At 61.2% G+C, this 25,516-nt stretch carries 28 protein-coding genes; 15 read left to right on the top strand and 13 right to left on the bottom strand.

Going from position 1 to position 25,516, the window contains the following annotated elements:
• Positions 1-177 precede the first annotated feature (177 nt).
• The 9 genes from E5Z01_RS09720 to E5Z01_RS09680 all read left to right on the top strand — a co-directional run bounded on the left by E5Z01_RS09720 (position 178) and on the right by E5Z01_RS09680 (position 7,811).
• A complete protein-coding gene (locus E5Z01_RS09720; RefSeq protein ID WP_167757854.1) occupies positions 178-1,962 on the top strand; it encodes a DUF4900 domain-containing protein in 1,785 nt (594 codons plus the stop codon).
• Entirely contained in the window at positions 1,962-2,426 is a 465-nt protein-coding gene (locus tag E5Z01_RS09715) for a pilus assembly FimT family protein (protein ID WP_135229173.1), read from the top strand. Before E5Z01_RS09720 ends, E5Z01_RS09715 begins: the two co-directional genes overlap by 1 nt.
• A complete protein-coding gene (locus tag E5Z01_RS09710; protein ID WP_135229172.1) occupies positions 2,423-2,947 on the top strand; it encodes a PulJ/GspJ family protein in 525 nt (174 codons plus the stop codon). The genes E5Z01_RS09715 and E5Z01_RS09710 overlap by 4 nt, the downstream gene beginning before the upstream one ends.
• Entirely contained in the window at positions 2,947-3,789 is an 843-nt protein-coding gene (locus tag E5Z01_RS09705; protein ID WP_135229171.1) for a PilW family protein, read from the top strand. Before E5Z01_RS09710 ends, E5Z01_RS09705 begins: the two co-directional genes overlap by 1 nt.
• 446 nt (positions 3,790-4,235) lie before the next feature.
• Positions 4,236-5,108 (top strand): serine protein kinase RIO, encoded by an 873-nt coding sequence (locus E5Z01_RS09700; RefSeq protein ID WP_135229170.1) that lies wholly within the window; start codon positions 4,236-4,238, stop codon positions 5,106-5,108.
• Entirely contained in the window at positions 5,108-5,920 is an 813-nt protein-coding gene (locus E5Z01_RS09695) for an alpha/beta fold hydrolase (protein ID WP_135229169.1), read from the top strand. The genes E5Z01_RS09700 and E5Z01_RS09695 overlap by 1 nt, the downstream gene beginning before the upstream one ends.
• Positions 5,917-6,450, top strand: a complete 534-nt coding sequence (locus tag E5Z01_RS09690; RefSeq protein WP_135229168.1) for a GNAT family N-acetyltransferase — start codon at positions 5,917-5,919, stop codon at positions 6,448-6,450. The genes E5Z01_RS09695 and E5Z01_RS09690 overlap by 4 nt, the downstream gene beginning before the upstream one ends.
• 56 nt (positions 6,451-6,506) lie before the next feature.
• Positions 6,507-6,896, top strand: coding sequence for a VOC family protein (locus E5Z01_RS09685; protein ID WP_135229167.1), 390 nt, complete (start codon positions 6,507-6,509; stop codon positions 6,894-6,896).
• Between the two features lie 81 nt (positions 6,897-6,977).
• Entirely contained in the window at positions 6,978-7,811 is an 834-nt protein-coding gene (locus E5Z01_RS09680; RefSeq protein WP_135229166.1) for an HpcH/HpaI aldolase/citrate lyase family protein, read from the top strand.
• Here the strand turns inward: E5Z01_RS09680 and E5Z01_RS09675 are convergent.
• The 8 genes from E5Z01_RS09675 to E5Z01_RS09645 form a co-directional block, all read right to left on the bottom strand.
• Positions 7,804-8,613 (bottom strand): hypothetical protein, encoded by an 810-nt coding sequence (locus E5Z01_RS09675; RefSeq protein ID WP_135229165.1) that lies wholly within the window; start codon positions 8,611-8,613, stop codon positions 7,804-7,806. The genes E5Z01_RS09680 and E5Z01_RS09675 overlap by 8 nt on opposite strands.
• A gap of 106 nt (positions 8,614-8,719) precedes the next feature.
• Positions 8,720-9,796: a peptidase C39 family protein gene (locus E5Z01_RS09670; protein WP_240738277.1), complete on the bottom strand. Its 1,077-nt coding sequence runs from the start codon at positions 9,794-9,796 to the stop codon at positions 8,720-8,722.
• A 139-nt stretch (positions 9,797-9,935) separates the two neighbouring features.
• Positions 9,936-11,096, bottom strand: a complete 1,161-nt coding sequence (locus tag E5Z01_RS09665; RefSeq protein WP_135229164.1) for an alpha/beta hydrolase — start codon at positions 11,094-11,096, stop codon at positions 9,936-9,938.
• Between the two features lie 47 nt (positions 11,097-11,143).
• Entirely contained in the window at positions 11,144-11,536 is a 393-nt protein-coding gene (locus E5Z01_RS09660; protein ID WP_135229163.1) for a hypothetical protein, read from the bottom strand.
• 69 nt (positions 11,537-11,605) lie between these two features.
• A complete protein-coding gene (locus E5Z01_RS09655) occupies positions 11,606-13,291 on the bottom strand; it encodes a long-chain fatty acid--CoA ligase (RefSeq protein ID WP_135229162.1) in 1,686 nt (561 codons plus the stop codon).
• A 125-nt stretch (positions 13,292-13,416) separates the two neighbouring features.
• Positions 13,417-16,560 carry an Ig-like domain-containing protein gene (locus E5Z01_RS09650; RefSeq protein WP_135229161.1) on the bottom strand — a complete coding sequence of 1,048 codons (3,144 nt, stop codon included), beginning with the start codon at positions 16,558-16,560 and terminating at the stop codon, positions 13,417-13,419.
• A gap of 238 nt (positions 16,561-16,798) precedes the next feature.
• Complete coding sequence (locus tag E5Z01_RS19495; protein ID WP_167757853.1) at positions 16,799-16,960, bottom strand: hypothetical protein; 162 nt, start codon at positions 16,958-16,960, stop codon at positions 16,799-16,801.
• A 59-nt stretch (positions 16,961-17,019) separates the two neighbouring features.
• Complete coding sequence (locus E5Z01_RS09645) at positions 17,020-17,421, bottom strand: RuvX/YqgF family protein (protein ID WP_135229160.1); 402 nt, start codon at positions 17,419-17,421, stop codon at positions 17,020-17,022.
• A gap of 41 nt (positions 17,422-17,462) precedes the next feature.
• Between E5Z01_RS09645 and E5Z01_RS09640 the strand changes: the two genes are divergently transcribed.
• The gene (locus E5Z01_RS09640) at positions 17,463-18,266 is read left to right on the top strand and encodes an enoyl-CoA hydratase-related protein (RefSeq protein WP_135229159.1); all 804 of its coding nucleotides are present in this window, start codon (positions 17,463-17,465) and stop codon (positions 18,264-18,266) included.
• Positions 18,267-18,358: 92 nt separating this feature from the next.
• Here E5Z01_RS09640 and E5Z01_RS09635 read toward each other — a convergent pair whose 3' ends face one another.
• Complete coding sequence (locus tag E5Z01_RS09635; RefSeq protein WP_135229158.1) at positions 18,359-18,799, bottom strand: 23S rRNA (pseudouridine(1915)-N(3))-methyltransferase RlmH; 441 nt, start codon at positions 18,797-18,799, stop codon at positions 18,359-18,361.
• A 213-nt stretch (positions 18,800-19,012) separates the two neighbouring features.
• Between E5Z01_RS09635 and E5Z01_RS09625 the strand changes: the two genes are divergently transcribed.
• From E5Z01_RS09625 to pfkA, 4 genes are all read left to right on the top strand, one after another.
• Complete coding sequence (locus tag E5Z01_RS09625; RefSeq protein WP_135229156.1) at positions 19,013-19,474, top strand: hypothetical protein; 462 nt, start codon at positions 19,013-19,015, stop codon at positions 19,472-19,474.
• A gap of 76 nt (positions 19,475-19,550) precedes the next feature.
• A complete protein-coding gene (locus E5Z01_RS09620; protein ID WP_135229155.1) occupies positions 19,551-19,781 on the top strand; it encodes a hypothetical protein in 231 nt (76 codons plus the stop codon).
• Positions 19,781-20,623 (top strand): 16S rRNA (cytidine(1402)-2'-O)-methyltransferase, encoded by an 843-nt coding sequence (rsmI, locus tag E5Z01_RS09615; RefSeq protein ID WP_135229154.1) that lies wholly within the window; start codon positions 19,781-19,783, stop codon positions 20,621-20,623. The genes E5Z01_RS09620 and rsmI overlap by 1 nt, the downstream gene beginning before the upstream one ends.
• 183 nt (positions 20,624-20,806) lie before the next feature.
• A complete protein-coding gene (pfkA, locus tag E5Z01_RS09610; protein WP_135229153.1) occupies positions 20,807-21,811 on the top strand; it encodes a 6-phosphofructokinase in 1,005 nt (334 codons plus the stop codon).
• 148 nt (positions 21,812-21,959) lie between these two features.
• Here pfkA and E5Z01_RS09605 read toward each other — a convergent pair whose 3' ends face one another.
• Positions 21,960-22,439 carry a hypothetical protein gene (locus E5Z01_RS09605; RefSeq protein ID WP_135229152.1) on the bottom strand — a complete coding sequence of 160 codons (480 nt, stop codon included), beginning with the start codon at positions 22,437-22,439 and terminating at the stop codon, positions 21,960-21,962.
• Positions 22,440-22,655: 216 nt separating this feature from the next.
• On the opposite strand from E5Z01_RS09605, the gene E5Z01_RS09600 reads away from it, so the two are divergent.
• On the top strand, positions 22,656-23,768 hold the full coding sequence (locus tag E5Z01_RS09600) for an MFS transporter (RefSeq protein WP_135229185.1): 1,113 nt from the start codon (positions 22,656-22,658) through the stop codon (positions 23,766-23,768).
• A gap of 13 nt (positions 23,769-23,781) precedes the next feature.
• Here the strand turns inward: E5Z01_RS09600 and E5Z01_RS09595 are convergent, their stop codons facing one another.
• The 3 genes from E5Z01_RS09595 to E5Z01_RS09585 all read right to left on the bottom strand — a co-directional run bounded on the left by E5Z01_RS09595 (position 23,782) and on the right by E5Z01_RS09585 (position 25,451).
• Positions 23,782-24,078: a hypothetical protein gene (locus E5Z01_RS09595; protein WP_135229151.1), complete on the bottom strand. Its 297-nt coding sequence runs from the start codon at positions 24,076-24,078 to the stop codon at positions 23,782-23,784.
• Positions 24,078-25,184, bottom strand: a complete 1,107-nt coding sequence (locus E5Z01_RS09590) for a M20 family metallopeptidase (protein WP_240738276.1) — start codon at positions 25,182-25,184, stop codon at positions 24,078-24,080. The genes E5Z01_RS09595 and E5Z01_RS09590 overlap by 1 nt, the downstream gene beginning before the upstream one ends.
• 75 nt (positions 25,185-25,259) lie before the next feature.
• Positions 25,260-25,451, bottom strand: a complete 192-nt coding sequence (locus tag E5Z01_RS09585; protein WP_135229150.1) for a hypothetical protein — start codon at positions 25,449-25,451, stop codon at positions 25,260-25,262.
• Positions 25,452-25,516 lie beyond the last annotated feature (65 nt).

Raw genomic sequence — 25,516 nt, 5'->3', positions numbered from 1 at the left:
GGGAACTGAGGAAGGGGCGGACATTCTGGTAGAGTCGGGGTACGTCCCCGAGGAGCATTTTTGTCGTCACAAACAGAAATTATCCCCTATCGGGGACGTCTTCTCATAAAATTTGTCAGGCCGTCAGGGGTCGAAGCCTTATGTAATGTCAATGTAGCCAGTCCCGCTGACACTTGGGTGGCAGTATCGGGTGGCTATAAACATATTGATAAAGACCCGGCGAAAAATAAATCTTATCCTTATGCAAAGTCGTGCAATTTAAAAACTGGCACGACTAATAGCGACTACATCCTCTTTTCAAAAATATTTACTGATGCAGCGTATGAGGCGCTTCCAAATTTAGAGAGGCCAACTAGTTTTACTGAAACAGCGAAAAATGAATTCTGGCGCAAATTGTTTACTCAGACAGTCCAAACAGATGCAGCATCTGTGAAAACTAAATCCGAAATTTACATCTCTCGAATCTTAAAATTGGAAGTTGATCATTACCGCATATTCTTTAAATCTAGCAATATGATGAGTCGAGGCACCATTGGGTCTTCTTCGCGTGTTATTGCCGCGTCCCCAACGGATGCATCTGAATGGTGGTTTGACATTGTTCAGCCCTCACTATTGGATAATGTACTTTTTACTGATATCCACCAAAGTGTTGCTGGAAGCGTAGTTCAATTTTTAACTGGCATCAATTATGATGGCCCTGTTCATACCAATGGCTATTTTTCTTTCGGAGGGGCGCCAACATTTAAAGGGATAGTTAGTAGTGCTGGTTGTACTACGGCCAGCCTAAATTCTATTACTGATACTTCTACAGATTGTATCCATGATTACGGTGTATACTTGGGTACAACACTTAATAAAAATTTTAATGGAACATCTGCGCAGCAGAGCGCCGGGATAACTAATTATGTAAAAAATAATACTTCTGTAAATTTTAATGGCTACAATCCCAATTTTGCTGATAGTTGGCTACCGCTGCCAACAAATTCCACTAATCAAATTAAAGCGGTTGATGGTCTTGACGAAAATAATGCTGCTCTACCAGAAGGAGGAAAAGGATTAAGATTGGGAGCTAATGATGGTGTGCAATTGTTTGCGGGCTATGGCAACGGTACTGCTCTGACGCAGTATGATCCAGTTAATCGCAAGTGGATTGTTCCCGAAGGAGAAACAGAATATCAATTTATTAGGCCTATTGCCAGTAAAACTTGTAATGAAACTGCTATCAATGTAAACGGCTGCTCGTATAATTATAGCAAATACCTGTATAGGATTGATGAAAATAAAAATATTAGTGTGAAAGATGTAGTGGCCGGAAGCGGATGGTCATTGTTGCCCGACAAATTTAATGGACTCCTTTATGCGGAGAATGGATTTCAGTCAGTGATTGGGCCTCAAACTAACCGTTCGACAGCCGCAGGAGCGGCAGGTACGGACAACTCTTCCTTGGCGCAGCCCGCTGTCGCGTCATTTATGGGACTTACGCTAGCTTCTGATAAGGATATAAAAATTCGCTCTGATCTGGCGCTCGCTGAGACACCTTGTCGCAATAGTGTTTATGAGACACAAAACATTAACCCACCTTGTAAAGATAGAAAGAATGTTCTTGGTTTATATAGTCAGTCTGAGTATATAAGGATCATGAAGCAGGCTCCCAACAATGTTGTTATCCATGCGGCATTAATGGCAAGTGAAAAAGAATTTCATGTTTATAACCATAATACTGGTGGAAACCGTGGCCCGATCAACTTGGTTGGGGGAGTAATTGAGAAATATTATGGTGCTGTGGGTACCGCAAATCCATCGAACTATAGTCGTGATTTCAGTTACGATAAGCGTTTCCAAGAAGGTCTTGCTCCACCGTATTTTCCCGTATCTCCTAAATGGGAGCTTTTGGACGCTCGTAGTACTTTGCAGAAATTTGATAATATTGCTACCCGACAGGGCAAGGCTGCTGACTTTTAATGAAGATTTCCGCTTTTACTCTGGTTGAAATTCTTATCGTGTTAGCCATTATTGGTATTCTTGCTGGCATTTTCGGTTGGAATGTGATCTCCAGCATCCGCAAAGCTGAACTGCGTGAAGCCGCCAATCAGGTCGCCTCGGACTTTCGCCGGGCACGTTCGCAGGCGCAGCGCGGCAGCGCAGATGTGGCTATCGACTGGACTCTGGATACAAATGGCAATATCACGGCTTACAGCGTGGCTGGTCAGTCGCGTCCGGTGGTCAATAAGGTGAGTATGTCCTGCACCACCGGCTGTGGCAGTGGCAGCAGTATCACTAATAAGGTGACCTACACTGCGCCTTATGGTGAACTGGGCGCAACCGGGAATGTGTTCACTTTAAGGAGTCCCATGACAAGTCTGCCTTCCATTGAAGTGCGCATTGTGGGTGTGACTGGGAAGGTCATTGTGGCGGGGGGATCATGAACGGCAATCGCAGCGGGTTTACCATCATTGAGATTCTGGTGGCCATCCTGATTTTCGGTATTTTGATGGTCGTGCTGTCCTCCACGCTGTCCGGTTCGCTCAAGTTGAACCAGCAGGCTCAGCAGGAACTGGGAACGACCAGCGGCGTGCAAGATGTCATTGAGCAGGTCAGGAAAGCCTGGGCTGTCCCCGCCTCTGGCAGCACCCCAGCTAACTATGATCAGGCTTGTGTGCCAGGCCTGACCCTACCTCCTGGTTATACGGCCAAGTTCATTAACCTCAGTACTCGCGCTGAACCCATTACCCAGGCCAATGCTGTCGCCAGCCCGGCCAGTTCTGCCCCAGTAAACGATATTAAGAAGGCGACTTGCAGTACCGCTGCAACGAATGCTGCGCTGACGGGTGGGGCAATACCAACCATGCGTCGGATCGTGGTTCAGACGGGGACACTCTCCGGAACCAATCAGGTCGTGGGTGCTCGTGATGTCAAACTTGAGCTTGATGTCCTGAGGCCACAATAATGCAAGGGAAAAGACAGGGACTGACACTGATTGAACTGCTGGTCGGCATGGCCCTGATGGGCATTATTCTGACTGCTCTCGTCTCTTTTTTCATGCAGTCCTCGAAGGCGTCAATGCAGTCGTCTGCGCGCGCTGACTTGCAACAGGAAACGCTGAACGCCCAGCAATTGATCGCCGGTAAGCTGAAGGAAGCCTGGTATATCTACCCTCAGGGCCAGACCATCAAAATGACGGATACGGCATTAACACGACGTCCTGCTGGGGGTAACACTTGGACAGTTGGAACTGATCCTATCCTCGCCATGCTATTGCCTCCGCGTAGCAGTACCAACACCTGTAATTCCACCTCGACCAGCACGGCGACCACGGGCCCGAGTCAGAACGGCTGCTACCGTTTTCTGGCCTACTTTCCTGTGAAAAGAAGTGTCTGGGTAGCCGCGACACTTTCGGAAAGTTGGCGGAATCCAGGGCCGGATGCTCCGAATGACGACACCTGGGTACTGGCCGAGTATCGTGGTCTGATATCCTCTAGTCCTACGTCTTTTCCACCGTCTACGTTGCCTGCCCCTCCAAACGGGAGCACCAGTAATCTGTTGACTGATTACGTAGCTCCCACTACCTTGACGACAGGCTTTACCACAACGGGCAATGTTTACACGATGTTCGGATATGGGACTGCCAATGGATCTGCCTCCTCTCTGACCAATCCTGTCAATAGCGTCACCGTCAACCTGGCGGTGACTCGGAATATTGCCGGCAAGCTGCTGCGGCTTCCCAATGCCACCGATGAGTACACGATTTCGGTGTTTCCCACCAACCTGGGCAAAACCGCCGCCAACTGAGGGGTGACGGTACAGTCTGGCCTGCCTGCGGCCACGGACGTTGCATCTCATGGAGAGACGGGGGCGCCCTTGTGGGCATCCGTTCTGCCCAAGACGGCAAGAAGAAGAAAACGCGGGATGGCGACGATGAAAAGGAGGGTCGGGAACCCCACCGACCTGTCTAAAGCCATTGCGTATGACCAGCTGGGCCACCCTAGTTCAAGCCGGTCGCCTTTGAAGCCAAACGGCTAGGCACTTATGCCTAGTGACGATGCCCACAATGACCTGCTACGGTAGGGACATCACCCGTAAAGGAGGTGCTGACTATGACTGAAATCAACATTATTGACACCCAGACGGCCGCAACCCAAGGTTTCAATCGCGCAGAACGGAGTTATTTTGCTGATTCAAGGACAGACACCGGCACCGCCTTCGGGATCCATCGACCCCTGTAAGCGAGCTTTACGATGAGCGCCCGCTGGTCAGAAGACCAGTGGGGCGAGAGCGAACAGCGCCTTCGCCGCAAACACACCAAACCCGCAGGTCGCCGCCGAATCACCGACCTCACCGCCGAGCAACCTGAGGACATCGCGGACGACATGATTCGCCGCCTGACCGACGGCGGGTTCATTACCGAAGTGCTGGCAGAACTGAAAAGTGGCAAGGAAGCCACCGCGTACATTGCCAACACTTACAAAGGAACGGCCCTGCTCAAGATTTACCGGGATTTTGCCGCCCGGAGTTTCAAGAACGACGCCATCTACCGCGAAGGGCAAGTTGTTCTGGATGAACGCGCAGCGCGGGCCATGCATAACCGCAGCCGCAAGGGCCTGGAGATGCTGCAATTCGACTGGGTGATGGCCGAGTGGGCGCACCTGTGGCACCTCTGGCAGGCCGGGCTCAGCGTTCCCGAACCCCTGGTAGGGCCAAACGTGAAGGCCTATGCCGAAACCGTTCCCGCCGTCCTGATGCGCCTGATCGGCACGGAAGACCAGCCCGCCGCGCGCCTCAGCGAAGCGAGGCTCACCCCCGAACAGGCCCGCAGTGCCTGGAACCAGAGCCTGAACGGTATGGCCGACATGCTGCGGCTGGGGTACGCGCACGGGGATTACAGCACCTACAACCTTCTCTGGTGGGAGAACACCGTGATCATCATCGACTTTCCACAATTGACCACCCGTCAGAACCCGCACTTCCGCGAGTTGTTGCGCCGCGACGCCGAGAGCCTGAGCACCAGTTTCCGCAAGCACGGCATCCAGGAAACGGGTGAAACCACCCTGCGTGAAGTGCAGCGCCGCGCCCTTGGCCCCGGCCCGGCCCCCCGCCTGGTGCTGCCCTGATGGCCCTGACCGTGCCCAGTGGTCAGGCACAACTGGCCGTGCGCTCGTCCGGGTCACGGGACGGCCTACCGCTGCTGTTCCTGCACGCCGGGGTCGCCGATCAACGCGCCTGGGCCGCGCAGGTGCAGCATTTTCAGACCGCTCACCCGGTCGTCACCTTCGACCAGCGTGGATACGGCGAAACCACGTCGACTCCCGAGCCTTACTCCCCTGCCGAGGATGTCCTGGCCGTCATGAACGCCACCGGACTGGAGCAGGCCGTCCTGGTTGGCAATTCCAAAGGTGGACGTCTGGCGCTGGACTTCACCCTGGCCGACCCGGAACGCGTGCGGGCGCTGGTGTTGATTGGCACGGCCATCAGTGGTTCCCCCAGGCTGACGCAGTGGCCGCCCGAAGTGCTGCGCCTGGACGAGCAGATGGACGCCGCGCTGGAGGCCGGTGATCTGGACAGCCTGAACGAACTGGAAGCCCAACTGTGGCTCGACGGCCCCGGCCGGTCGGCGGGACGGGTGAGCGGGCCACTCCGCGAGCTTCTTCTGGAGATGAACGGGAAGGCCCTGAAAGCCGAGAACCCCGGCGATGAAACCGAACCTGAACCAGCCTATCCGCGCCTGAACGACATCAAGGTGCCCACGCTGCTGGTTGTGGGCGACCTCGACCTGCCCAGTATCCACGAGAACAGCGAGTACGCCGCCCGCAGCATTCCAGATGCCAGTTTGCACGTTATGCCCGGAACTGCCCACTTGCCCCAATTGGAGCAACCCGAGTCGTTTAACGCCGTGCTGGAAGCCTGGCTGAAGGCGTTGCCTTGACGAACCTGACCCTTCGTTCCCGTCAGGACGCTGACCTGCCCACGCTGTGGCGCTGGCTGCACGGCGAAGAAAACCCGGAGTGGATGCGCTGGGACGGCCCGTACTTCGCCAGTAAACCGCAACCCATGAGTTACGAAGCTTATCTGGAGAAAGCCCAGACCGTGGCCCACAGCCCCGACCGCCAGATCATTGCCCTGAACGGTGAATGTATCGGCATGGTCACGCGCTACGAGGAAGCGCCGGCAGGAGGAGGGTGGTGGGAACTCGGCATCGTCATCTACGACCCGCAGCACTGGGGCGGTGGACTGGGCCGTCAAGCCCTGCGCCAGTGGACGGCGCGAACTTTTCAGGAAACGGACGCCCACGTCATCACCCTCACCACCTGGTCCGGCAACGAACGCCTGATCCGCTCGGCGCAGAGCGCTGGCTACCACGAGTGCGCCCGCATTCCTGAAGCCCGTCACTGGCAGGGGAGACGCTGGGACAGCGTGAAACTGGCCTTGCTGCGCCGGGACTGGCCGCAGCAGTGAAGAAGGCCCCAGCCAGGAAAGCGCCGGAAACGGGAACGGCGTGGAACACTGAAGGCATGCGTGCCCTGGAAACCTGCCTGTACGCCGATGATCTGGCCGCGGCTGAACAGTTCTACACGGAAGTGCTGGGGTTGGCTCTTTACAGCAAAGTGGAGGGGAGGCACCTGTTTTACCGGCTGGACGGCAGCATGCTCCTTATTTTCAACCCCGCCGCGAGTGCCAGACCCGGTGATGTCCCCGCGCACGCTGGGAGGCCGGGCGGGCACGCCTGCCTGTCCATTGACCGCGACCATACCGACGAGTGGGAGAAGAAACTTCAGGCGCAGGGCCTGAATGTCACGCGCTACGCCTGGGGTGAACGCGGCGAGAGCCTGTACTTCAAAGATCCTGCCGGCAACGTGCTGGAACTCGCGCCCGCCAGCATCTGGGGAATAATGGACGTATGAAACGCCCGCTGAACTTTGTGCTGGCCCTGTTGCCGTTCCTGCTGGTTTCCAGTGCCGCCCGGAAACGCGGGGAGCACGGCCATGAGCGTTAAACCCATGCGCTCGATGCTTTATGTGCCGGGTGACAAACCCCGCGCTATCGAGAAAGCCCGTACGCTCGGCGCGGACGCGGTGATCCTTGATCTGGAGGACGCCGTGGCCCCCGAACACAAGGACACCGCCCGCCAGAACGTCCGCGAGGCCCTGAGGGGCCAGTGGCCCTGCCCGGTGCTGGTGCGCGTGAACGGTCTGGACACCCCCTGGGAACACGACGACCGCGACATGGTGCTGCTGGCGGGCGCCGACGGTCTGGTGCTGCCGAAAGTCGAGGAGGCCCAGACCGTCCTCGACCTGCACGTTCGCCTACCCCTGTGGGCCATGATCGAAACGCCACGGGGCGTCCTGAACGCCCCCGCCATTGCCGCCGCGCCGGGCGTGCGCGGCCTGCTGGTCGGCGCGAACGACCTGGCCCGCGAACTGAAAACCAGGCCCCACCCCGAACGCCTGCCACTGCTGTACGCCCTAACCGCTGTGGTGGTCGCCGCCCGCGCCGCCGGAAAACAGCCCATCGACGCTGTATTTAACGATGTGCGTAACCCCACCGCCTTCGCCCGCGAGTGCGACCAGGGCCGCCTGCTGGGCTTCAGCGGCAAGACCGTCATTCACCCGGATCAGGTCGCTGCCGCCAACGCCGTCTTCGGCGTTACCCAGGCCGAAGCGGAAGACGCCCGGAACCTGCTCGACGCCTGGAACGTGGCCCGAGCCGAGGGCAAAAGCGTCGTCACCTACCGGGGCGCGCTGGTCGAGCAGATGCACGCCGACCAGGCGGCGGAGACCCTCGCGTTCTGGCAGGCGACTCAGAGTCAAGCTACTTGAATTTGAAGTGACGCAGGCCCTGACTGCGCTCCCTGAGGGCCTGCTGGAAGGCCTGTGCATCGTTCAGGGGCGCCGCACTGCCCCCCACATTCGGGCCCCTCACGTTCGCGGGTGAGGGGCGCGATTTGGCCAGGTGCTCCTGCCCGAAGCGCCGGGCGCGGAACATACCGGGATGCTCCTCGAAAATGGCGGTCACGCTGTCCGGCAACGCTGCCAGGTGATCGGCGAACAGTTTCTCCTGCGCCAGCTCCGCGTGCTGCGCCGTGTCGCCCAGTTCGCTGAGCAGGCGGTCGATCAGCGCGAAAATGCGGGCAGCGTACTCCTCCACTTCGGCGTGGCCGGGAATGTAGCCCCGGTGAATCACCTTGTTGCGGAAGTCCGTGCCCAGCGCCTTGCCGCTCAGAAACTCCGGTTCCTTGCCCTCGCGCAGCAGATAGGCCAGCGCGAACATGCCCACCTGCCGCTCCGACTGGCTCACCACGTGCCGCCACGCCGCGTTCAGCGTGCCCAGTGCCTCACCGAACTCCTCGCCACGCTGCGCGGCCCGCTCCAGCGCGAAAGCCCGCACGTAAAACTCGAAAAACCGCTCCAGCGCCGCCGCGAAACTGGCGACCGCCTCGCGCGCGTACCCGTCCAGCAGCGCCCGTGTGCCCAGGTCGAACAGCATCTCGAACTTCTGCTTGCGCACGAACACGCAGTAGCGCGCCTTGCAGTTCGGGCACGTCAGCTCATGGATGCTGCTGTCCGTGAACTCCGCCCGGTTCTCACGCAGGCAATTCGGGCAGGTGGTCGGAAACAACATGGCCAGAGTCTAGAGGGTTGTCGGTTGTGGAAAAGATCATGCCCTGTAAATCGAGGGAATCGATGAACAGGACGTTGTTTTAGTCTCCTTGGTCCCCCGCAGCCCTTTACGGCAATTCTGCGCTCGGCGGGGCGATGACGTACGCCAGGCCGCCGCTGTGGGTCAGCCACAGTTTCTCGAAGGCGGCGCGCGGGTAGGTGCGTCGCACGGTGTCGTTGTTTGGGGCGGCGGGGTCGTTCAGGATGGGGTTTCCCCTGGCATCGAAGCCGACGAGCACCATCAGGTGACCGTCACTCCAGTCCAGGGGCGCGCCGGGCAGCTCGCCTTTCTTCCAGCCCAGGCTGACGGCCAGCGGCATGCCCGCCCCTGTGAATTTCTCGGCGGCGGCCAGGCTGGGCAGGCGCGTCACAAAGGCCCGCATGCCCAGTTCCCCGGCGTAAGCGGTATTGAAAGGCCAGTTTCCGGTGCCGTCGTAAGCCTTGTCATACATGCCTCTGGCGGCTTCCGGTACGGAAATGTTCACGCCGTAATCCGCCAGAATCATGCTGACGCTGGTGGGGCTGCACCACACCTCGCCGCCGTCCGGGTAGATCATCTGCGAGCGCTGGGGCACCACGTTGGTTTTTCCCCACGCTTTCTTATCGCTGCTCTGGCCCAGGGCGACGGTGCGCTTCAGGCGGTCACTGGTGTTGAACCCCACCAGCCGCACCTGCGTTCCCTCGCCGCGCAGCGTCACGCGGTACTGGAAGGCCGTGGCCTTGGCGTTCAGGCGCAGGGTGTCGGTATTCACCTGCCCCGCGCTGTCCTTCTGGCTGCCGGCGCTGCTGCGGCCCGCTGCGGCGCTCCAGGTGCCAAACGAGTACCAGCGGCTCCACCCGGTGGGCGTCTGCACCCGCACCTCCACGGTGACGCTTCCCGCCTTCCCGGTCACGCTGTTCCACGACGGCACCAGTTCATCGAACGCCGCCACGCTGATGGGCTGGCTGGTCGCCGTGCCTGTTTTGCTGGCTGCGGTGAGGCTCCAGTGGTTCTGAATGACCTGCACGCCACGCAGTTCCGCACTCTGCAACTCGGCGGCCCGCTCGTGAATGGTGGTGGTGCTGTTCGGGTAGGTCAACGACCAACCGCCGGCACTGCCCGCGCAGGCCAGCAGAAGCGGAAGCATGGCAAAGGAACGGCTCATCGCCCCGACTATGCCGGCTGGTGAGGCGGAAGTGGTGAGTGACCGCCGGGCCAGGCGTCCTGGAGCAGGTTTCCACGTCGGAGCGGGCAACTTGGAGACACCGCCGCCCGCTCTCGCCGCTTTGCCCGTCCGCTCTGCGCTAGAGGGGTCTTTTCAACTCCTGTTCAAGGAGGGCGTTGATCTGTCCGTCACTCAGGCCGCCTTCGGCGCGGAGGGCCCTGACAGTCTCCTCGACTGCTTTTCGCAGGTCATCCCCGTCCGTGCCCGTTGCTGGTCGGGCCGTCGCCTGATGGGTGCCCTGCATGTACAGGAACGCTTCGGGCAGGGCCTCGCGCCAGGTGACCCAGTTGTGACCGCTGGGGTACTCGCGGTACTGGTGCGTCAGGAACTGGTCGGCAAACTGCGCGGCCATGCGGCGGTTCGGGCCGGTCAGCCACTCCAGGGTGCCGGTGTCCAGACTGGTTTTCAGGTGCCTGGGTGGGCTTTTTTCCAGCTGCTCCCGCAGCCACTCGCCCGCCGTGGTGCTGTCGATCACGCCGTTCGGGTACGTCGCGCCGGGCCGCGCAATGAAGGCCCCGCTGTGGCTGACCACGCGCGTGAACAACTCCGGGTGCCGGCTGCCCAGGTACAGGGAAATCAGGCCGCCCAGGCTCGCGCCCCACAGCCCACGCTCAGATACCATGACCAGTTGGCCCTCGACCTGCGGGAAAACCTCCTGTTGCAGGAAGTCCAGATAGCGGTCGTTCAGGTAATACTCCTCGTTGCGGTCGCCGGGTTCCACGAACACCAGCACCGCGCCCGACGCCAGCCCCGCCTGCACACACCGATCCATCACCTCGCCCAGTTTGCCGGTGCGGTAGAACGCCACGCCGTCCTGCACGTAATAGACAGGTGTGGGCCGACTGGGGTCGTGACCGAAAGGCAACTGCACGATGGCCCGCCGCTTGCCCGGAAACACCGTGCCGTCCCAGGTCAGGCGCCGCGTTTCCCCCTTCTGCGTGGCGTCCGGCTGTTGCCACACCGCGTGCCGGGCGTACTCGCCCACCACCGCCGCACGCGGGTAGGGCCACCAGGGGTTCAGCGACTTCCGGGGATTGTCGGGGTCGGCGAACGCCTCGCCGTCCGCGCCCACCCAGGCGTATTCCACCCACGCCCCACGCGGCAACGTGAGTACGATAGGCTGGCCAGCCACCACGAGAATCGGCTCACGCTTGCGCCAGTCGGTCATGTCCCCGACCAGGCCCACCGCGCCCGCCGGGGGAGAAAAAGTCACCTGCTGCCCAGAAACAGAAACCGCCATACCCGCGATTGTACGGGTACGGCGGCCTACTGTTCTGCTGGCAGGCGTCAGTTGCTCAGCAGGGTGTTCAGGTCAGTGTTAAAGAACTTGCTGCTGAAGGATTTCTTCTCGGTGTACGTGAACTTCCGGCCTTTGACATGCATGACCACCTGAAGGGCGTCATTGGCCCGGTCGTAGATCACCACGGCGTCATTCGCGCCGCAGTCGTGCGCCTGACAGCCGCTGAATGCGGCCACTCTGGGGCTGTTCTGCACGGTCGATACCGTCTGAAAGTCCTTTTGCAGCCGCGTCAGGCGCGCCGGCCCAAGCAATTGGCCCAGGCGAGCCTTGACAGCCGGCTGCGCGATGAAGTGTGGGCCAGTGGTGCCGGCCTGGATGTCGAGGCGGGCGGCGGAAGCAGTCACGGTCAGGGCGCACAGAAGCAGGAGTGCTTTAGTCATGCCGGAAAGATAAGCCTTTCCCAGAGCGCCGAAATCCTTCCAAAGAGGGACGACTTCTGGCATCAACCCTCAGAAGGTGTCGGCGCGGTGAGGGAAGTCCTTTGTCTTGTAGTGGCGGTACTCCTGACGCAGTTCGCGTTTCAGGAACTTTCCGGTGGCCCCGATGGGGATGTTGTCGGTCAGCACCGTGGCGTCCGGCAGCCACCACCGGGCAAATTTCGGCGCGATGAACTCCACGATTTCCGCGTGCGTCACGGTCTGCCCGGCCCTGGGCACCACCACCGCCAGCGGGCGCTCGTCCCACTTCTCATCGTCCATGGCGATTACGGCGCACTGCGCCACGGCGGGATGACCCATGATGGCGTTTTCCAGGTCAACGCTGCTGATCCACTCGCCACCCGACTTGATCAGGTCTTTGGCCCGGTCTTCGATCTGCATAAAGCCTTTCTCGTTGATGGTGGCGATATCGCCGGTATCGAACCACAACTGCCCGTCGAGCGTCACGAAGTTCTGCTGGCCTTCGTCCCTGAAGTAACTGTCCACCACCCACGGCCCGCGCACCATCAGGCGGCCCATGGTGTGCCCGTCGTGCGGGACAGGTTCGTTCTGCTCGTTCAGCAGTTCAATTTCAACAAGGGGCACGGCGCGGCCCTGCTTGGCTCGCAGGGCGTAGCCCTCGTCACTGCGGGCGTCCACGCCCGGCGGCACGGTACTCGCGGTGCCCAGCGGGTGCGTTTCGGTCATGCCCCAGGCTTGCACCAGTTTCAGGTCGTGCCGCTCGTGGAAACTGCGAATCAGGGCTTCCGGCGCGGCGCTCCCGCCGACAATCATGCGCTCCATCGGTGACAGGTCGTACGCTTGCCCGTCGTTGCGGGCGCGGTCAAGTTCGGCCAGCAGGCCCATCCAGATGGTCGGCACGCCCGCCGTGATGGTCACCCCCTCGTCCTGCATGAGTTTCGCCAGGGTCGGCCCGTCCGTGAACGGCCCCGCGAACACCTGCTTCGCGCCGAACATCGCGCAGGTGTACGGCAACCCCCAGGCGTTCACGTGGAACATGGGCACAATGGGCAGTACCGCGTCCGCCTCGCCCACATTCAGGGCGTCCTTCGGGGCGCTGGCTAGCGAGTGCAGCACCGTGCTGCGGTGACTGTACAGCACGCCCTTGGGGTTCCCGGTGGTGCCGCTGGTGTAACACATGGCCGCCGCTGCATTCTCGTCCAGCGGCGGGTACTGCCGCAGGGGGTCATGCCCGGCAATCCACTCGTCATACCCCTCCACGCCCGCAATGGGTTGTGGCGTTGGCCCCAGCACGTAAATGTGCTCCAGTTTCGGGCAGGCCGCCCGCAGAGCCGGGATCATCGCCGCGAACACGTTCTCGATCAGCAGCACGCGGTCTTCAGCATGGTTGAGAATCCACGCCACCTGCTCCGGGTGCAGGCGAATATTCACGGTGTGCAGCACGAACCCCGCGCTCGGCACGCCCAGGTAAGCTTCCAGGTGACGGAAACTGTTTACCGCCAGGGTCGCCACCCGCTCACCCTGCGCCAGCCCCAGCGCCTGCAAGGCTGCGCCCAGCCGCAGGGCACGCTCGGCCACCGCGCCGTAAGTCGTGCTGTGGCGCCCCGGAATGGGTTGCCCCTGCTCGTTGCGGCCCACCGGCAGCAGGCTCACCACTTCACGCGCCGCATAAGTGGTACGGGCACGCTCCAGAATGAAAGGAATGGTCAGGGGAACCGGCATCATGTTGGACTGCATGGGTGGTCTCCATAGTAAAGAAGTTTTTTTGATGGGCAATTGTCGGCTGGTGCAGTCAGTATAGCGGGCAAAATTGCAGACCATAAAAAAAGCCTCCCTGGGGGAGGCTTTTACATTCCGAACGGTTATTGAACGTTCAGCGTGAAAACTTGGCTATAGAACACGTCTGCGCCACTCGACAGCTTCAAACGGAAGTACGTGTATTTAGGAGTTTCAGGAACGGAGTAGGTAACGCGCAGGTCGGAAGTGCCCGCCGGAATACTCGCTTTATCCCAGGTGGTGTAAGGATCGAGATCCACGAAGGAGGTACCGTTCGTAGAGCCCTGGAGATGATAACCACTTACTGCAGCTTCCTCTGTCAGCGGCATATACGTAGCGACTGAGAAATCGAGTTTAACAGTGCTAATGCCTGCCGTGTATGAACCAGCCAGGGTAGTGGCATTGGTCGTATTCTTGACAGAGTACCCATATTCTTCTTCGATAGTGTAACTGTACATCCCGAAGGTATCGGTAACAAGGCCAGTCACGCCACTTACGCCGTGTTCCAGGTCTTTGTAGTTACCAGTCATGCGGTAGAAGTTAGCCGAGGTCTGGGTGGGCACCATATTGAACAGCGGCGTAGCACCGGCGGCAGCGTCTGTCTTACCAACCCATTGCAAGCCGCGGGTGGCCGCCAGGGCATTCCCTTGACGTTGAATGGTCGGGTCAAGCATCTTGCTGGCGTAGGTGTAACCAGAAGGAGTTCCATCAGGGAACTTGCCGGTCTGCCAGGCCACAATATTGTTCCAGCTTTCCGTCAAGTACTGACGGTGGAAGACCACGGTATCGATGTTCGATCCACTACCAGCTCGAGTGCTAGTACCGTTAACGGCAATATCAGCAGTGAAGAGGCCATCAACTCCACCCGTGAAATCGACAATGCCATCATCACCAAAGAAGTTGTGCAGAACGGTCTGAGTAGGCAGGGTGTAGACCGGCACGCTGCCATATTTGTAAGTATCCCACTGGCCCAGCAAAGGCAGTTTTGCAGCACTCACTGGAACTCGAGGATTAACATTAACAGTACGCGTGCCTATGGTGGCGTTGCCCGCACAGTCCACAACGAGATTCACCAGGTCAACATTCTGGTTGAAGTTGTCGGGAGCCATCGCGCGCCACAGGGCATCACTGCCCTTGGCAAATTCTACGGGAGCGCCAATATAACCGTTGGCACGTGTACGTACAACAGAGGGAGCATTGTTGGCGTAATCGTTCCACATCATCACGGTGCGGTTCGGGTCAACGCCAGCACCGGTTTCAGTGACCTGAGCATTCACGCGCACTTGATCGCCACTGGTCATCGTCTGGCCAGGCAGCGGGCTGACAAAGTTGACAGCAGGGTCGGTGTTGTCGATCACGAAATCGCCAATCTGCTGATCAACGGTGTTGCCAAGCAAGTCGGAAACACGGGCATTGAGCTTGTAGTTGCCATCCGACACCAGGTTGGAGTCGTATTCATTGGCAGCAGGACCAACGATCGTGGGAACCACACCGTTCACCACAGGGCCAGTCAACGTAACAGACACACCATCCAGGCTAATCACATTGTTTGGAGCAAGGGTTTCATCCACAGCTACGAAGCCAACCCCCTTGTCAGACGCACCCTGGACATCAAACTTGAACCAGTCACTGATGTATTTCGTGGGAGCGCAAGAAGCGTAGGGGTAAGGACTGGTGTCCCGCAGATTGGCGCTGACAGCAGGAGCGAAGTTGTCGAAGGAAACCTTCTGGAAGTAGGTGCTGTCGACTTCATTGCCAAGCTGATCGGTGATTACTGCATAGATGTAATAGGTTGCACCTTCAACATCCTTCTCTGCGACGCTGTCGTAAGTGGTCAGCCACTTGCCATCAGGGCCAGCAGCTTCAACGGCGCGAGACTTCGTGGCATTGCTCTTGATCTGAGCGACACGGCCCAGAGTGTTAGGCAAGGCGTTGATTAGGTTGTACTTACTTTTCGGAACGTAGTAGAAGGTGACGCGATCAACACCAGAAGGCAGAGGGCCAGCCATGTCCTTCAGGTCATTGTTGCTGATGTAGTTGATAATGGTGCCACGTGCCCAGTTGGCGTCCTTGACGCCGCGCAGATCACGGATAAAGCGGTCATTTGTACCGGTGCCCTTATCAATTTCAGGATCGGCAGGCTCGGCCGCAGAGTTGTCGACAATGAAAGCAAAGGAGCTGGTCTTAACGCTGGAGCCAGAGTAAGTGCGGGTGACGAGGTAGAGCACCTTACCTTGGTCGCCATTGAGCTGATTGGTATCGAACATCACGGCCTTGCTCTTGGGCGCACCATCGTAAAGGTAGAGACGGGCAGGGCCATTGCTGGTATTGGAGACCCAGAGTTCAACGCGACTCGCGCTGCTGGGGCCAGCGTCTACCCAGACCTTACCGCGGGCATACACCACAGGGGTATAACCACTATCATCAATCTGTTGCGGGATAATGCGCCAGGCACCCTGCGCAAATGCTGGTTTGGTGTAATCAACGCCGTTGGTTCCAGCAGTATCAGTGATCTGCTGCTCGGGATTGAAGGCAGGGGTAATGTTAGGCGTGGGGTTGGTGACAGCTTTGGTGACCGTCACGAAGGCCGTGCGAACGGTGCCCTTGCTGTCCTTGCCGGTTACGACCAGTTTCACGGGGCCGTTGGCAACGCCGCTCAGATCGACCGTGCAGGCACCACTGGCGCTACCGGGGTTGGTGGGGGCTTTAAGGCTTCCGTCAACACCGCACTGCAAGTCAGTCAGTCCGCTGTAGGTGTAGGTCAGCTGCACGCTGTTGCCAGTGACGGTCTGACCGGGAGTCGGGCTGGTAATTGCCAGGCTGTAGCCTTCACCCTCAGTGATAGGAGGAGGACCGCCCGTCGTGGCAGCCACCGTCACGGCCACGGCCGAGGAAGTGGCGCTGTTTGCCGCAGCGTCAAAAGCTTTGGCCGTGTAGCTGTAGCTCTTGGTAGAGGTCGTGGCGTTGGCAGCGAGGGTGTCAACGTACGTGAACGGTGAAGTGGTGTCTTCGCCGATCTTGGCACCGTCACGGTAGAACTCGACCTTGGTCACGGCAACGTTGTCGGACGCGCTGGCGGTCAGGGTGGTGGTGCCACCTTCCTTAGCCAGCGAGGTGGGGTTGGCCGTCAGATTCACCACAGGGTTCGTCTTGTCTGCCGGATCCGTTTGCGTGCAAGACGCCAGGGTGAGGATGCCGGTCAGGGCCATCAGTGCGACGTTTTTCTTCATACTTCCTCCGAGAAAGAGTGGGGATTCCCCGTTGCCTTCCCTATCCGTGGACTGTTGATTGGTTTCGTAGAACGCTGGTTTGGATCCAGTTGCCGGGTTTCCTGTCCACCCAGTTGTTCACTTGCCCAGTCAAGCCACGTTAGTTCAGGATGAAATCCTTGTGGGAGTATACAGGATGAGGCTTATGAGGTGTCAAGAAGATTTGTGCCTTCAGGACGACAGTTCACTTCCCTCATCATCAGCTTCGAATCATTTTTAAGAAGATCGGCGGCTGCGATGCCTCCGTTTCCTGGGTGTCTTCGCTTTGCTTCAGGCCGTTTAGGACATTCCATATGGGTTTTTCCTGACGCCGCGCCGTCTGCTCCTTATAGAAAAGAGAAGCCGCATAGGGAAACTTCATTCTTAAATTTTTGATCCTGTTCACTCATCCGAGACTTATTCCTGAGAAAGATTAAAAAATTATGAATCTTCTTTGTTCTCATCTTGACCCAGCAGGAACAATGAGAGGATCTCCACGGCGGCCGCTTCGTCCAGATCGTTGACCCCGAGATCGCGGGCGCGGCGCGTGGTGAACCGCTCGTCCTGGTAACGCACCACGTAGCCTTTCTCCAGCAGAACCTGCCCGAAGGCCCGGACGCGATCCAGCGCGGGGTTGCGCTTGCCGTCGGTGCTGAGTGGCAGACCCAGCAGCAACTCGGCCGCGCCGGTTTCGGCCACTTTGAGGCGCACCGCCTTTAAATCCAGCGGCAGGCGCTTGCGGTCGACGCTGCCTCGCCCGAAGGCCAGCCGCCCCTGATTCACGGCGAAGCCGATCCGGTTCTTGCTGACGTCCAGCGCCAGAATGACAGGCAGTTCAGGCATACCGGGCGAGTGTAGCAGCGTGTCGGCGTTACCCTGGAGGCATGAGTGAACAGCCCAATATCCTGGTGCAAGACCGTGCCGGTGTCCGTACCCTCAGCATCAACCGGCCCGACAAGCTCAATGCCGTCAACGCCGACACGCTGCTGCAACTGACCGCCGAACTTCAGCGGGCCGACGCCGACCCGCAGGTGCGCGTGGTGGTGCTGACCGGCGAGGGCCGGGGCTTTTGCGCCGGTCAGGATCTGGGCGACGTGTCCGGACAGGGGCTGTCCTTCACCGAGCACCTGCACCAGACCTTCAACCCCCTGATCCGTACCATGCGCACCCTGAACAAGCCGGTCATCAGCGCCGTGAATGGTGTGGCGGCGGGGGCTGGAGCCAGCCTGGCCCTGGCCGGTGACATTCGCCTGTGGGCGCAGTCCAGCGTGTTCGTCGAGGTGTTCAGCAACATCGCTCTGATTCCCGACAGCGGCAGCACGTGGTTTCTGCCGCGCCTGGTGGGGTTCAACAGGGCCTTCGAACTGATGGCCCTGGCCGAGAAGGTACGCGCCGAGGACGGGTTGCGCCTGGGCCTGTGCGAAGCGGTGTACCCGGACGACACCTTCCGGCAGGACGTGCAGGCCTACGCCGAGCGTCTGGCGGCCCGGCCGGCCAACGCCCTGGCCCTGACCAAACGGGCCCTGAACGCCGCCCTGACCGGCAGCCTGAACGAGGCCCTGAACCTGGAAGCCGACCTGCAACAGCGTGCCGGTGATCACTGGGAGCACCTGGAGGGCGTCACGGCCTTCAAGGAGAAACGCCCGGCGAACTTCGTGAACGGCCCGTCGGCAGGCCCTCAGGAATAAGCAGTCAGGAGCCAGCATGGCGGACGCGACGCATAGCCACTTCATCGATAAGGTGTCCCGTCCAGCGCAGCTGACCAGTTGAATCTCCTGATCTACCCCCGGTGGTAGGGTTCACCGGCGCTGATGGTGGCGGCGCGGTAAAGGGCTTCGGTCATCACCAGCATGGCCAGGTCGTGCGGCAGCGTCAGGCGGCTCAGGCTCCAGAGGTGATGGGCCTGCTGGCGAAGCGGCTCGGTGTGACCGTCCGGGCCGCCGATGGCCAGGGCCAGTTCGCCGTGCCCGCCCAGCGCCTGGGCGTCGAGGTACTGGGCAAGTTGCTCGCTGGTGAACTGCTGCCCGCGTGGATCGAGGAGAATCAGGGGCGCTTTGCCGGCGGCGCGGGCCACCGCCTCGCTTTCGGCGGCCTGGGTTTTGCCGCTGACGCGCGTCACCTGAACCTTGTGGTAGCGGCGCAGGCGTTTCTCGTACTCGTCCCAGCCGGCGCGGGCGTACGCAAGTTTGGGTTCGCCGACGGTAATGAGGTGCAGGCGCATGACATTCAGGATAAGGAATCGGCAGCGGGAGCGTGCCCTGGACGCAGGCCGTATTAAAATGGTGGGTATGCTGGAGCAGTTCTCCGAATTACGCGCTCTGCGGTGCCCTTCCACAGAGCGCTCGATTTTTCGTCCTGCTCATTTAAATTCACTCGCGCTGCTCGGACAAAATCACGGCGTTCTTTTGTCAAATGCTCTGAAAGTGGAGCGGGCGTGAATTACGCGGCGACCCTGGCCGTGGTGGTCATGCTGGCCTTCATGTTTCCGGTATCGGTGCGGCTGGCAGCGCAGCTGGGCGTGCCCGAGGCGCTGACGGCCTCGGTGCTGGGGGCAGTGGTGATTTTCACGCTGGCGGCGTATGGCGTGCGCTGGCAGGTGAACCGCCACTCGGCGCGGCTGGCCCTGCTGGCACAGGCGCGCGAGCAGGTGCAGGCCGACCCGGAAAACCCCCGCGCCTACTTTGTGAACGGTGAGCATCTGGGCGCCATGCTGCTGCGGCTGGGGCGCCGGCGCGAGGCGGCGGAGGTGATCGACCGCTACGCGCGGCTGGGCGGGGCGCGCGAATCCGAGATCGTGGCGCTGCAAGAAGCGCTGGGCGCGGCGGAAAGGCGTCAGCGCCGCGCGAGGGAAGCCGCCGCGAAAAAGCAGGCGGGCCAGGCGCCCCCCCGTTCATGAGCGGCAACATGACACAGGCCGCAAAAACGTTCAGAATGGTCAGGATGCAAAGGCCGTCTGTTAAACAGGAGTCAATGTGAGGGCCTACAAGGGTGTCGTGGAAAACGGCGTGGTGGTCGTTATCGGGACGCGCTTGCCGGAAGGAACGGTGGTCACCGTGACCGTCGGGGAAACTGAACTGCTGCGGGCGAAGATTTCCAACGCCATCAAGCGCTCCTCGCGCAAGGTCAAGGTGCGCGTGAAACCTGAGGCCAACCCTGGCCTGGCGCTGGAGATGGGCAGCGCGGCCGCCGAACCGTCCGCCTGATGCCGCCAGAAGTGGGCGCGGCCCAGGACGCGCGGGTGTGGCTGGTGCCCACGCCTGTCGGGAACCTGGGGGACATCACCCTGCGGGCGGTGGAAGTGCTGCGCGGCGCGGACGCCGTAGCCTGCGAGGACACGCGCCGCACCGGGGCGCTGCTGACTCACCTGGGCCTGCGCCGCCCGCTGGTGCGCCTGGACGCGCACACCATGCACCGCGCCGAACAGGTGCTGGAACAGCATCCCCGCCTGGCCTACGTGTCGGATGCCGGAACGCCCGGCATCAGCGACCCCGGCGCGGAACTGGTACGGGCCGCCGTCAAGCTGGACATTCCGGTGGAGGTATTGCCGGGGGCCACGGCCTTCGTCCCGGCACTGGTGCTGTCGGGCCTGCCCACGGCCCGCTTCACCTTCGAGGGCTTCTTGCCGCGCAGTGGGCGCGAACGTAAGGAACGCCTCCACGCCCTGGCCACCCGCGCCGAGACGACCGTGCTGTACGAGAGTCCGCACCGCCTCGCGGATACGCTGAACGACCTGGCACAGGCATGCGGTGCCGGGCGGCAGGCCAGTGTGACGCGCGAACTTTCCAAGAAGTTCGAGGAGACCCGGCGCGCCACGCTCACGGAACTGGCGGCTTCCTTTGCCACAGAGGTGAGAGGGGAGATCGTGGTGGTCGTCTCGGGGCGCAGTGAGGAGGAAGCGGCGGCGGACACTCCGGACTTCGCGGCGCTGGCGCAGGAATGGGCGCGGGATGGACAGAGCGTCCGGGACATTCGTGACCAGCTGATACAACACGGTTTGCGTAAGAATGACGCTTACGCCCTGGCCCTGAAAGCCACGGGTGAGTGAAGTCTGGCGCCACCTGCCTTGAGCGCGTCCTAAAGCATTTGACAGAAGAACGCAGTGGTTTTTTCCAAGCAGATCGAGTGAATTCAGACGAGCAGAATGAAGAATGGAGCGCTCTGGGGTGCCCTTCCGCAGAGCGCATAATTCGGAGGACTGCTCTAATCCTTGAGAACGAGGTTTCCAGCCATGATTGAAATCAACGAAATTCACCCCAACCCCGCCGGAATCCAACGAGTGGCCGTGCTGACCAGTGGCGGTGACGCGCCCGGTATGAACGCCGCCATCCGCGCCGTCGTTCGCGCCGCCGCCAGCCAGGGTATCGAGGTGGTGGGCGTGCGGCGCGGCTTTTCGGGCCTGCACCGGGGCGAAATGCACCTGCTGGGGCCAAGGGACGTGGCCAACACCATTCAGCGCGGCGGCACCATTCTGCTGACCGCCCGCAGCCGCACCTGGCGTACCCCGGAGGGCCGCGCCGAAGGGGCCCGGTACCTGCGCGAGTGGGGCGTGGGTGGCCTGATTGTGATTGGTGGCGACGGCAGTTTTCACGGTGGCTACCACCTTCAGGAGGAACACGGCATTCCGGTCATCGGTGTGCCCGGCACCATCGACAACGACTTGTACGGCACCGACCACACCATCGGGTACTTCACTGCCGTGGAAACCGCGCTGGACGCCGTGGATAAACTGCGCGACACCGGGGCCAGCCACGAACGCATTTTCGTGATCGAGGTGATGGGCCGCCACGCCGGGCACATTGCCCTGGACGTCGCCGTGGCCGGCGGCGCGGAAGAGGTCTTCATTCCCGAGGACGAGAAGCCCATCGAGAGCGTCGTGGAGATCGTGAAGCAGTCGGTCGAGAAGGGCAAGAAAGGCAGCATCATCATCGTGGCCGAGGGCTACGACGGCGGAGCGCAGGCCGTCGGGGACGCCATTCAGGCCGGAACGGGGCTGGAGACGCGCGTGTCCATTCTGGGTCATATACAGCGCGGCGGCTCGCCCGTGTCCAGCGACCGCATTCTGGCCAGCCGCCTGGGCGAGGCAGCCGTATACGCCCTGATGGACGGCCAGAAAGGTGTCATGGTCGGCCGCACGGCGGGCGGCATCACCTACACGCCGTTGCCTGAAACCTGGCAGAACAGCAAGGATGTCAGCCACGACCTGTACCGCTGCGCCAGGGTGCTGAGCATCTGAGACCACTCTGAAAAAGAAAATGGTGATCCCTTCTCTTTTGCCGAACAGCGTGAGCAAGAGAAACATACCGCTCTAAACGGTATGACATGGGCCTCCTGTGAGGTCGGGCTCTGAGCCGACCCGCGTGGTGCTTCACTGCCGCCCAGAATCAGTGATTCCAGCGTTCGGGAGCGCGGCGCTCGAAGATCAGGCCGCCCGGGGTGGTGGCGACCTGCGCGGCGGCGCGCACCGGCACGTCATGGCGGTGTAGCCGCGCGCGCCCACCCAGACTGGTGTACTCGACAGCGGCAGCGATCAGGGCCACCTGCCAGCCTGAGTCCCTGGCCTGCGTGAAGACGGCCTCTTCAGCCTGACCGTCTTTCAATTGCGCGCTCAGGATCAGCACCTCGCCGCCCGCGCCCGGCCAGCCGGAGCGGCTGACTTCGGGCACGCCACGCGCCTGCGCGATTTCTGCGCCCAGCTGCTCCGCACCGGGCAGGGCGTACACCGCGTCGAATTCCGGCAGGCGCATGGCGAACAGGTCGGCGACCGGTTGCCAGTCGAAGGCAGACAATCCGCTCACCGCACCGTCCAGTTGCGCTTCCGAACTGAACGACTGTGACAGGTGTTGACGGAATGTCTCAATCATACCTCCAGCTTACTGAGCTGGCGTTTTCCGAAACGTGCCAAATTCCTGTTGAGCAGCCCTGTTGAAGACCGCGGGGGTTGGGGGCGCCATGAGGGGCGGCGAACCTGCCGAGACGGACGCACTTTCCTGGCCGCGCGCGGGGCGTAGGGTGAGGGCGTGTCTTCTTCCGTGACTGTTCAGTCGGTGCCCCGTTACGCGGCGGCGATTGCCCTGGCGATGACCGCCGGGCACTTCATCAACGACGCTTACGGGGCCATGCTGACGCCCCTGACGCCGGCCCTGCAGCAGAAATACGGGGTCAGCATCGCCGCAGTGACTTTACTGGGCAGCATCTACAGCCTGACCAGCAGTGTCCTCCAGCCCCTGCTGGGCATCGTGGGGGAGCGCGTGGACAGGCGTTACGCGGCGGCCCTGGGCCCGCTGATGACCGGGGTGGGCCTGACCCTGATGGGGTTCGTGCCGTGGTTCGGCGTGCTGCTGCTCCTGGTGGCCGTGGCAGGGTTCGGCAGTGGATTTTTCCATCCGGCCGGGGCCGCTTACGTGGCGCAGAACAGCCCGCCGGACAAACGCGGCCTGTGGGCCAGCATCTTCAGCGCGGGGGGCACGGGCGGCATGGCGCTGGGGCCGGTGTTTGCCGGGGTGGGGCTCACGCACCTGCCCTGGTTCGCGTTGATCGGCGTGGGCGTCGCGGCCATCACTTTTGCCGTGACGCCCAGCGGCAAACAGCAGGGCAGGCGGCACAGCATGGCCGAGTACGTCGGCATTTTTCGTGGCCCCATCGTGTGGTTGTGGGGTATGGCGGTGCTGCGCAGCCTGGCGAGCATGGGCTACAACGCCATGCTGCCGTTCATGCTGATAGCCCGCGGCTTCGGCCAGAGGGAGGTCGGGATCACGCTGGCGGTGTACGCCGTGGGCAGCGCCATCGGCGGCATTCTGGGCGGGCGCTACAGTGACCGCTACGGGCGCACACCTGTGCTGCGCGCCGCCATTCTGGGCACCATTCCCTTCTTCGCGGCGCTGATCCTGTCCAGCCCGGCTCACTGGTGGTTTTACCCGCTGACCTTCATGGTGGGGGCGGCCGCCAACGCCAGCATTCCGGTGGGGGTCGTGACCGCGCAGGAGTACGCGCCGGGGCACGTGGCGGTGGCCAGCAGCATCATGATGGGCTTCTCCTGGGGCGTGGCCGGCCTGCTGGTCTTTCTGGTGGGCGCCCTGGCCGACGCGACGAACCCCACCACGGCGGCCCTGGCCAGTCTGAGCCTGCTGGTGCCCAGCGCCCTGATCGCCTACCGCCTGCCCGAACCGCCCCGCACGACCTTTCAAAACTGAGGCGCTTCTCCTCTCAGCTCCAGTCGCTCACGGGAATAAATTCCACGCCGTCCGCCTCGACGCCCGTGACGTTGTAGCCGCGGTCGAAATGCACCGCCAGTTCACCTTTGTCGAAGTGCTCGGCGGACACGATGGGTTTGCGGAAAAGATGGTTGCCGTCGTCGCCCACGCCAATGTGGGCGCTTTTCGTGAAGCGGATTTCTACCAGATCGCCGTGAACCTTGGTTTTCACACGCACCCGGAAGGTCTGCGGGTCGTCCTGCTTCACGTAAGGGTTGGCGGGCGGCTTTTTCCGGAAGAGCCCAAACATCAGACCTCCTGAAGGAGCCGGGTCAGGAGTTGTACGTGCGCTGGCCAGCGGTCGAGCCTGACGTGTTCGTGGCTGGCGTGAGCACCGTCGCCGGGGGAACCCAGGCCGTCCAGCGTGGGGGCCAGCGGCGCGGTGAAGTTGCCGTCGCTGCCGCCGCCGACCACCTCGTGACCCAGCTCGAAGCCCAGGTCGGCGGCGATGGCGCGCGCTTTCTCGTAAAGGGCCAGCGTGCCGGGCGTCTGCTCGAAAGGCGGGCGGTTCAGGCCGCCCTGCACCTTGACTTTCACGCGTGAATCGCCCGGCTTCCAGCCATGCACGCCCTTGTCCACGCGCTCGGCCTCACTGAGGGTGCTGACGCGCACGTCCATGTCGAAAAAGCATTCTGCCGGAACGACGTTGGTGGCCGTGCCGCCCGCGATTTTGCCCACACTGATGGTGGTGCCGGCCTCGGGCCGCGCCAGGGCCTGCAAGGCCAGGACAGCCTCGGCGGCGGCGGTGATGGCACTGGCGCCTTCGGCGGGCTTGTTGCCGGCGTGGCTGGCAATGCCGGTGAAGGTCAGGGTGTACTGCCCGGTTCCCTTGCGCCCGGTTTTCAGGTTGTGGCTGTCGGCCACGGGCGGCTCGACCACCAGCACCACGCGGGCCTGCCGCGCCGCCTGCTCGATGTGGCTCCGGCTGGTCGGACTGCCGATTTCCTCATCCGGGGAAACAAGTAATTTAATGCCGCCTGCCGGCCAGACCTTCCCGAAGCTGCGCAGGGCGTGAAACACCCCCACGATGCCGGCTTTCATGTCGTAGGTGCCGGGGCCGTACAGCCGCTCGGCGTCCTCGCGCCACGGCATGTGCTTAAGGGTGCCGTGGGGCCACACGGTGTCCACGTGGGCCAGCACCAGTAAGTATTTCTGCCCGTCCTGTACGCCGAAATTCATTTCGCGGGTGCCGCCCGGCAGCGCCCGCGTTTCTGCGCCGAGGTCACGCGCCCAGCCTTCCACGACGTTCATCACGCGCGAGATGGCGGCCAGGTCGGTGGACGGCGACTCGATGTCCACCAGAGTTTTCAGGTCTTGGAGCATGGCCCGCAGATCGGCAGCAGTGTTGGCTTTCATGTTGCTTCTACTGTAGTGCCTGCAAAAGAAAAACCGCCCTCAGGTACAAAGGGCGGCGTGATGTTGAAAGGGGGATTAGGCGAGCAGCGAGACCTGTTCGGGATTGGCCGTGATGAGCGCGCGGCCTTTCAGGTACAGGTCGTTCAGGGCATGCGGCCCGAAGATACGGCTGAGGCGGGTGCTGGTCATTTCAATGTTTCGCTTGCCGATTTTCAGGCGCACGATGTCGATGGTGCCGGGAACCCAGGTGCAGGCCAGTTCTTGCATATGCTGTCTCCTTAAAGAAGCGGGAAGGTGTTGGAGAATAAGGAGCGGACGCCCTACTGGACGCA

The sequence above is a fragment of the Deinococcus fonticola genome (genome assembly GCF_004634215.1).
GTDB classification, from domain to species: Bacteria; Deinococcota; Deinococci; order Deinococcales; family Deinococcaceae; genus Deinococcus; species Deinococcus fonticola.
This window is presented reverse-complemented; position numbering and strand designations above follow the sequence as displayed.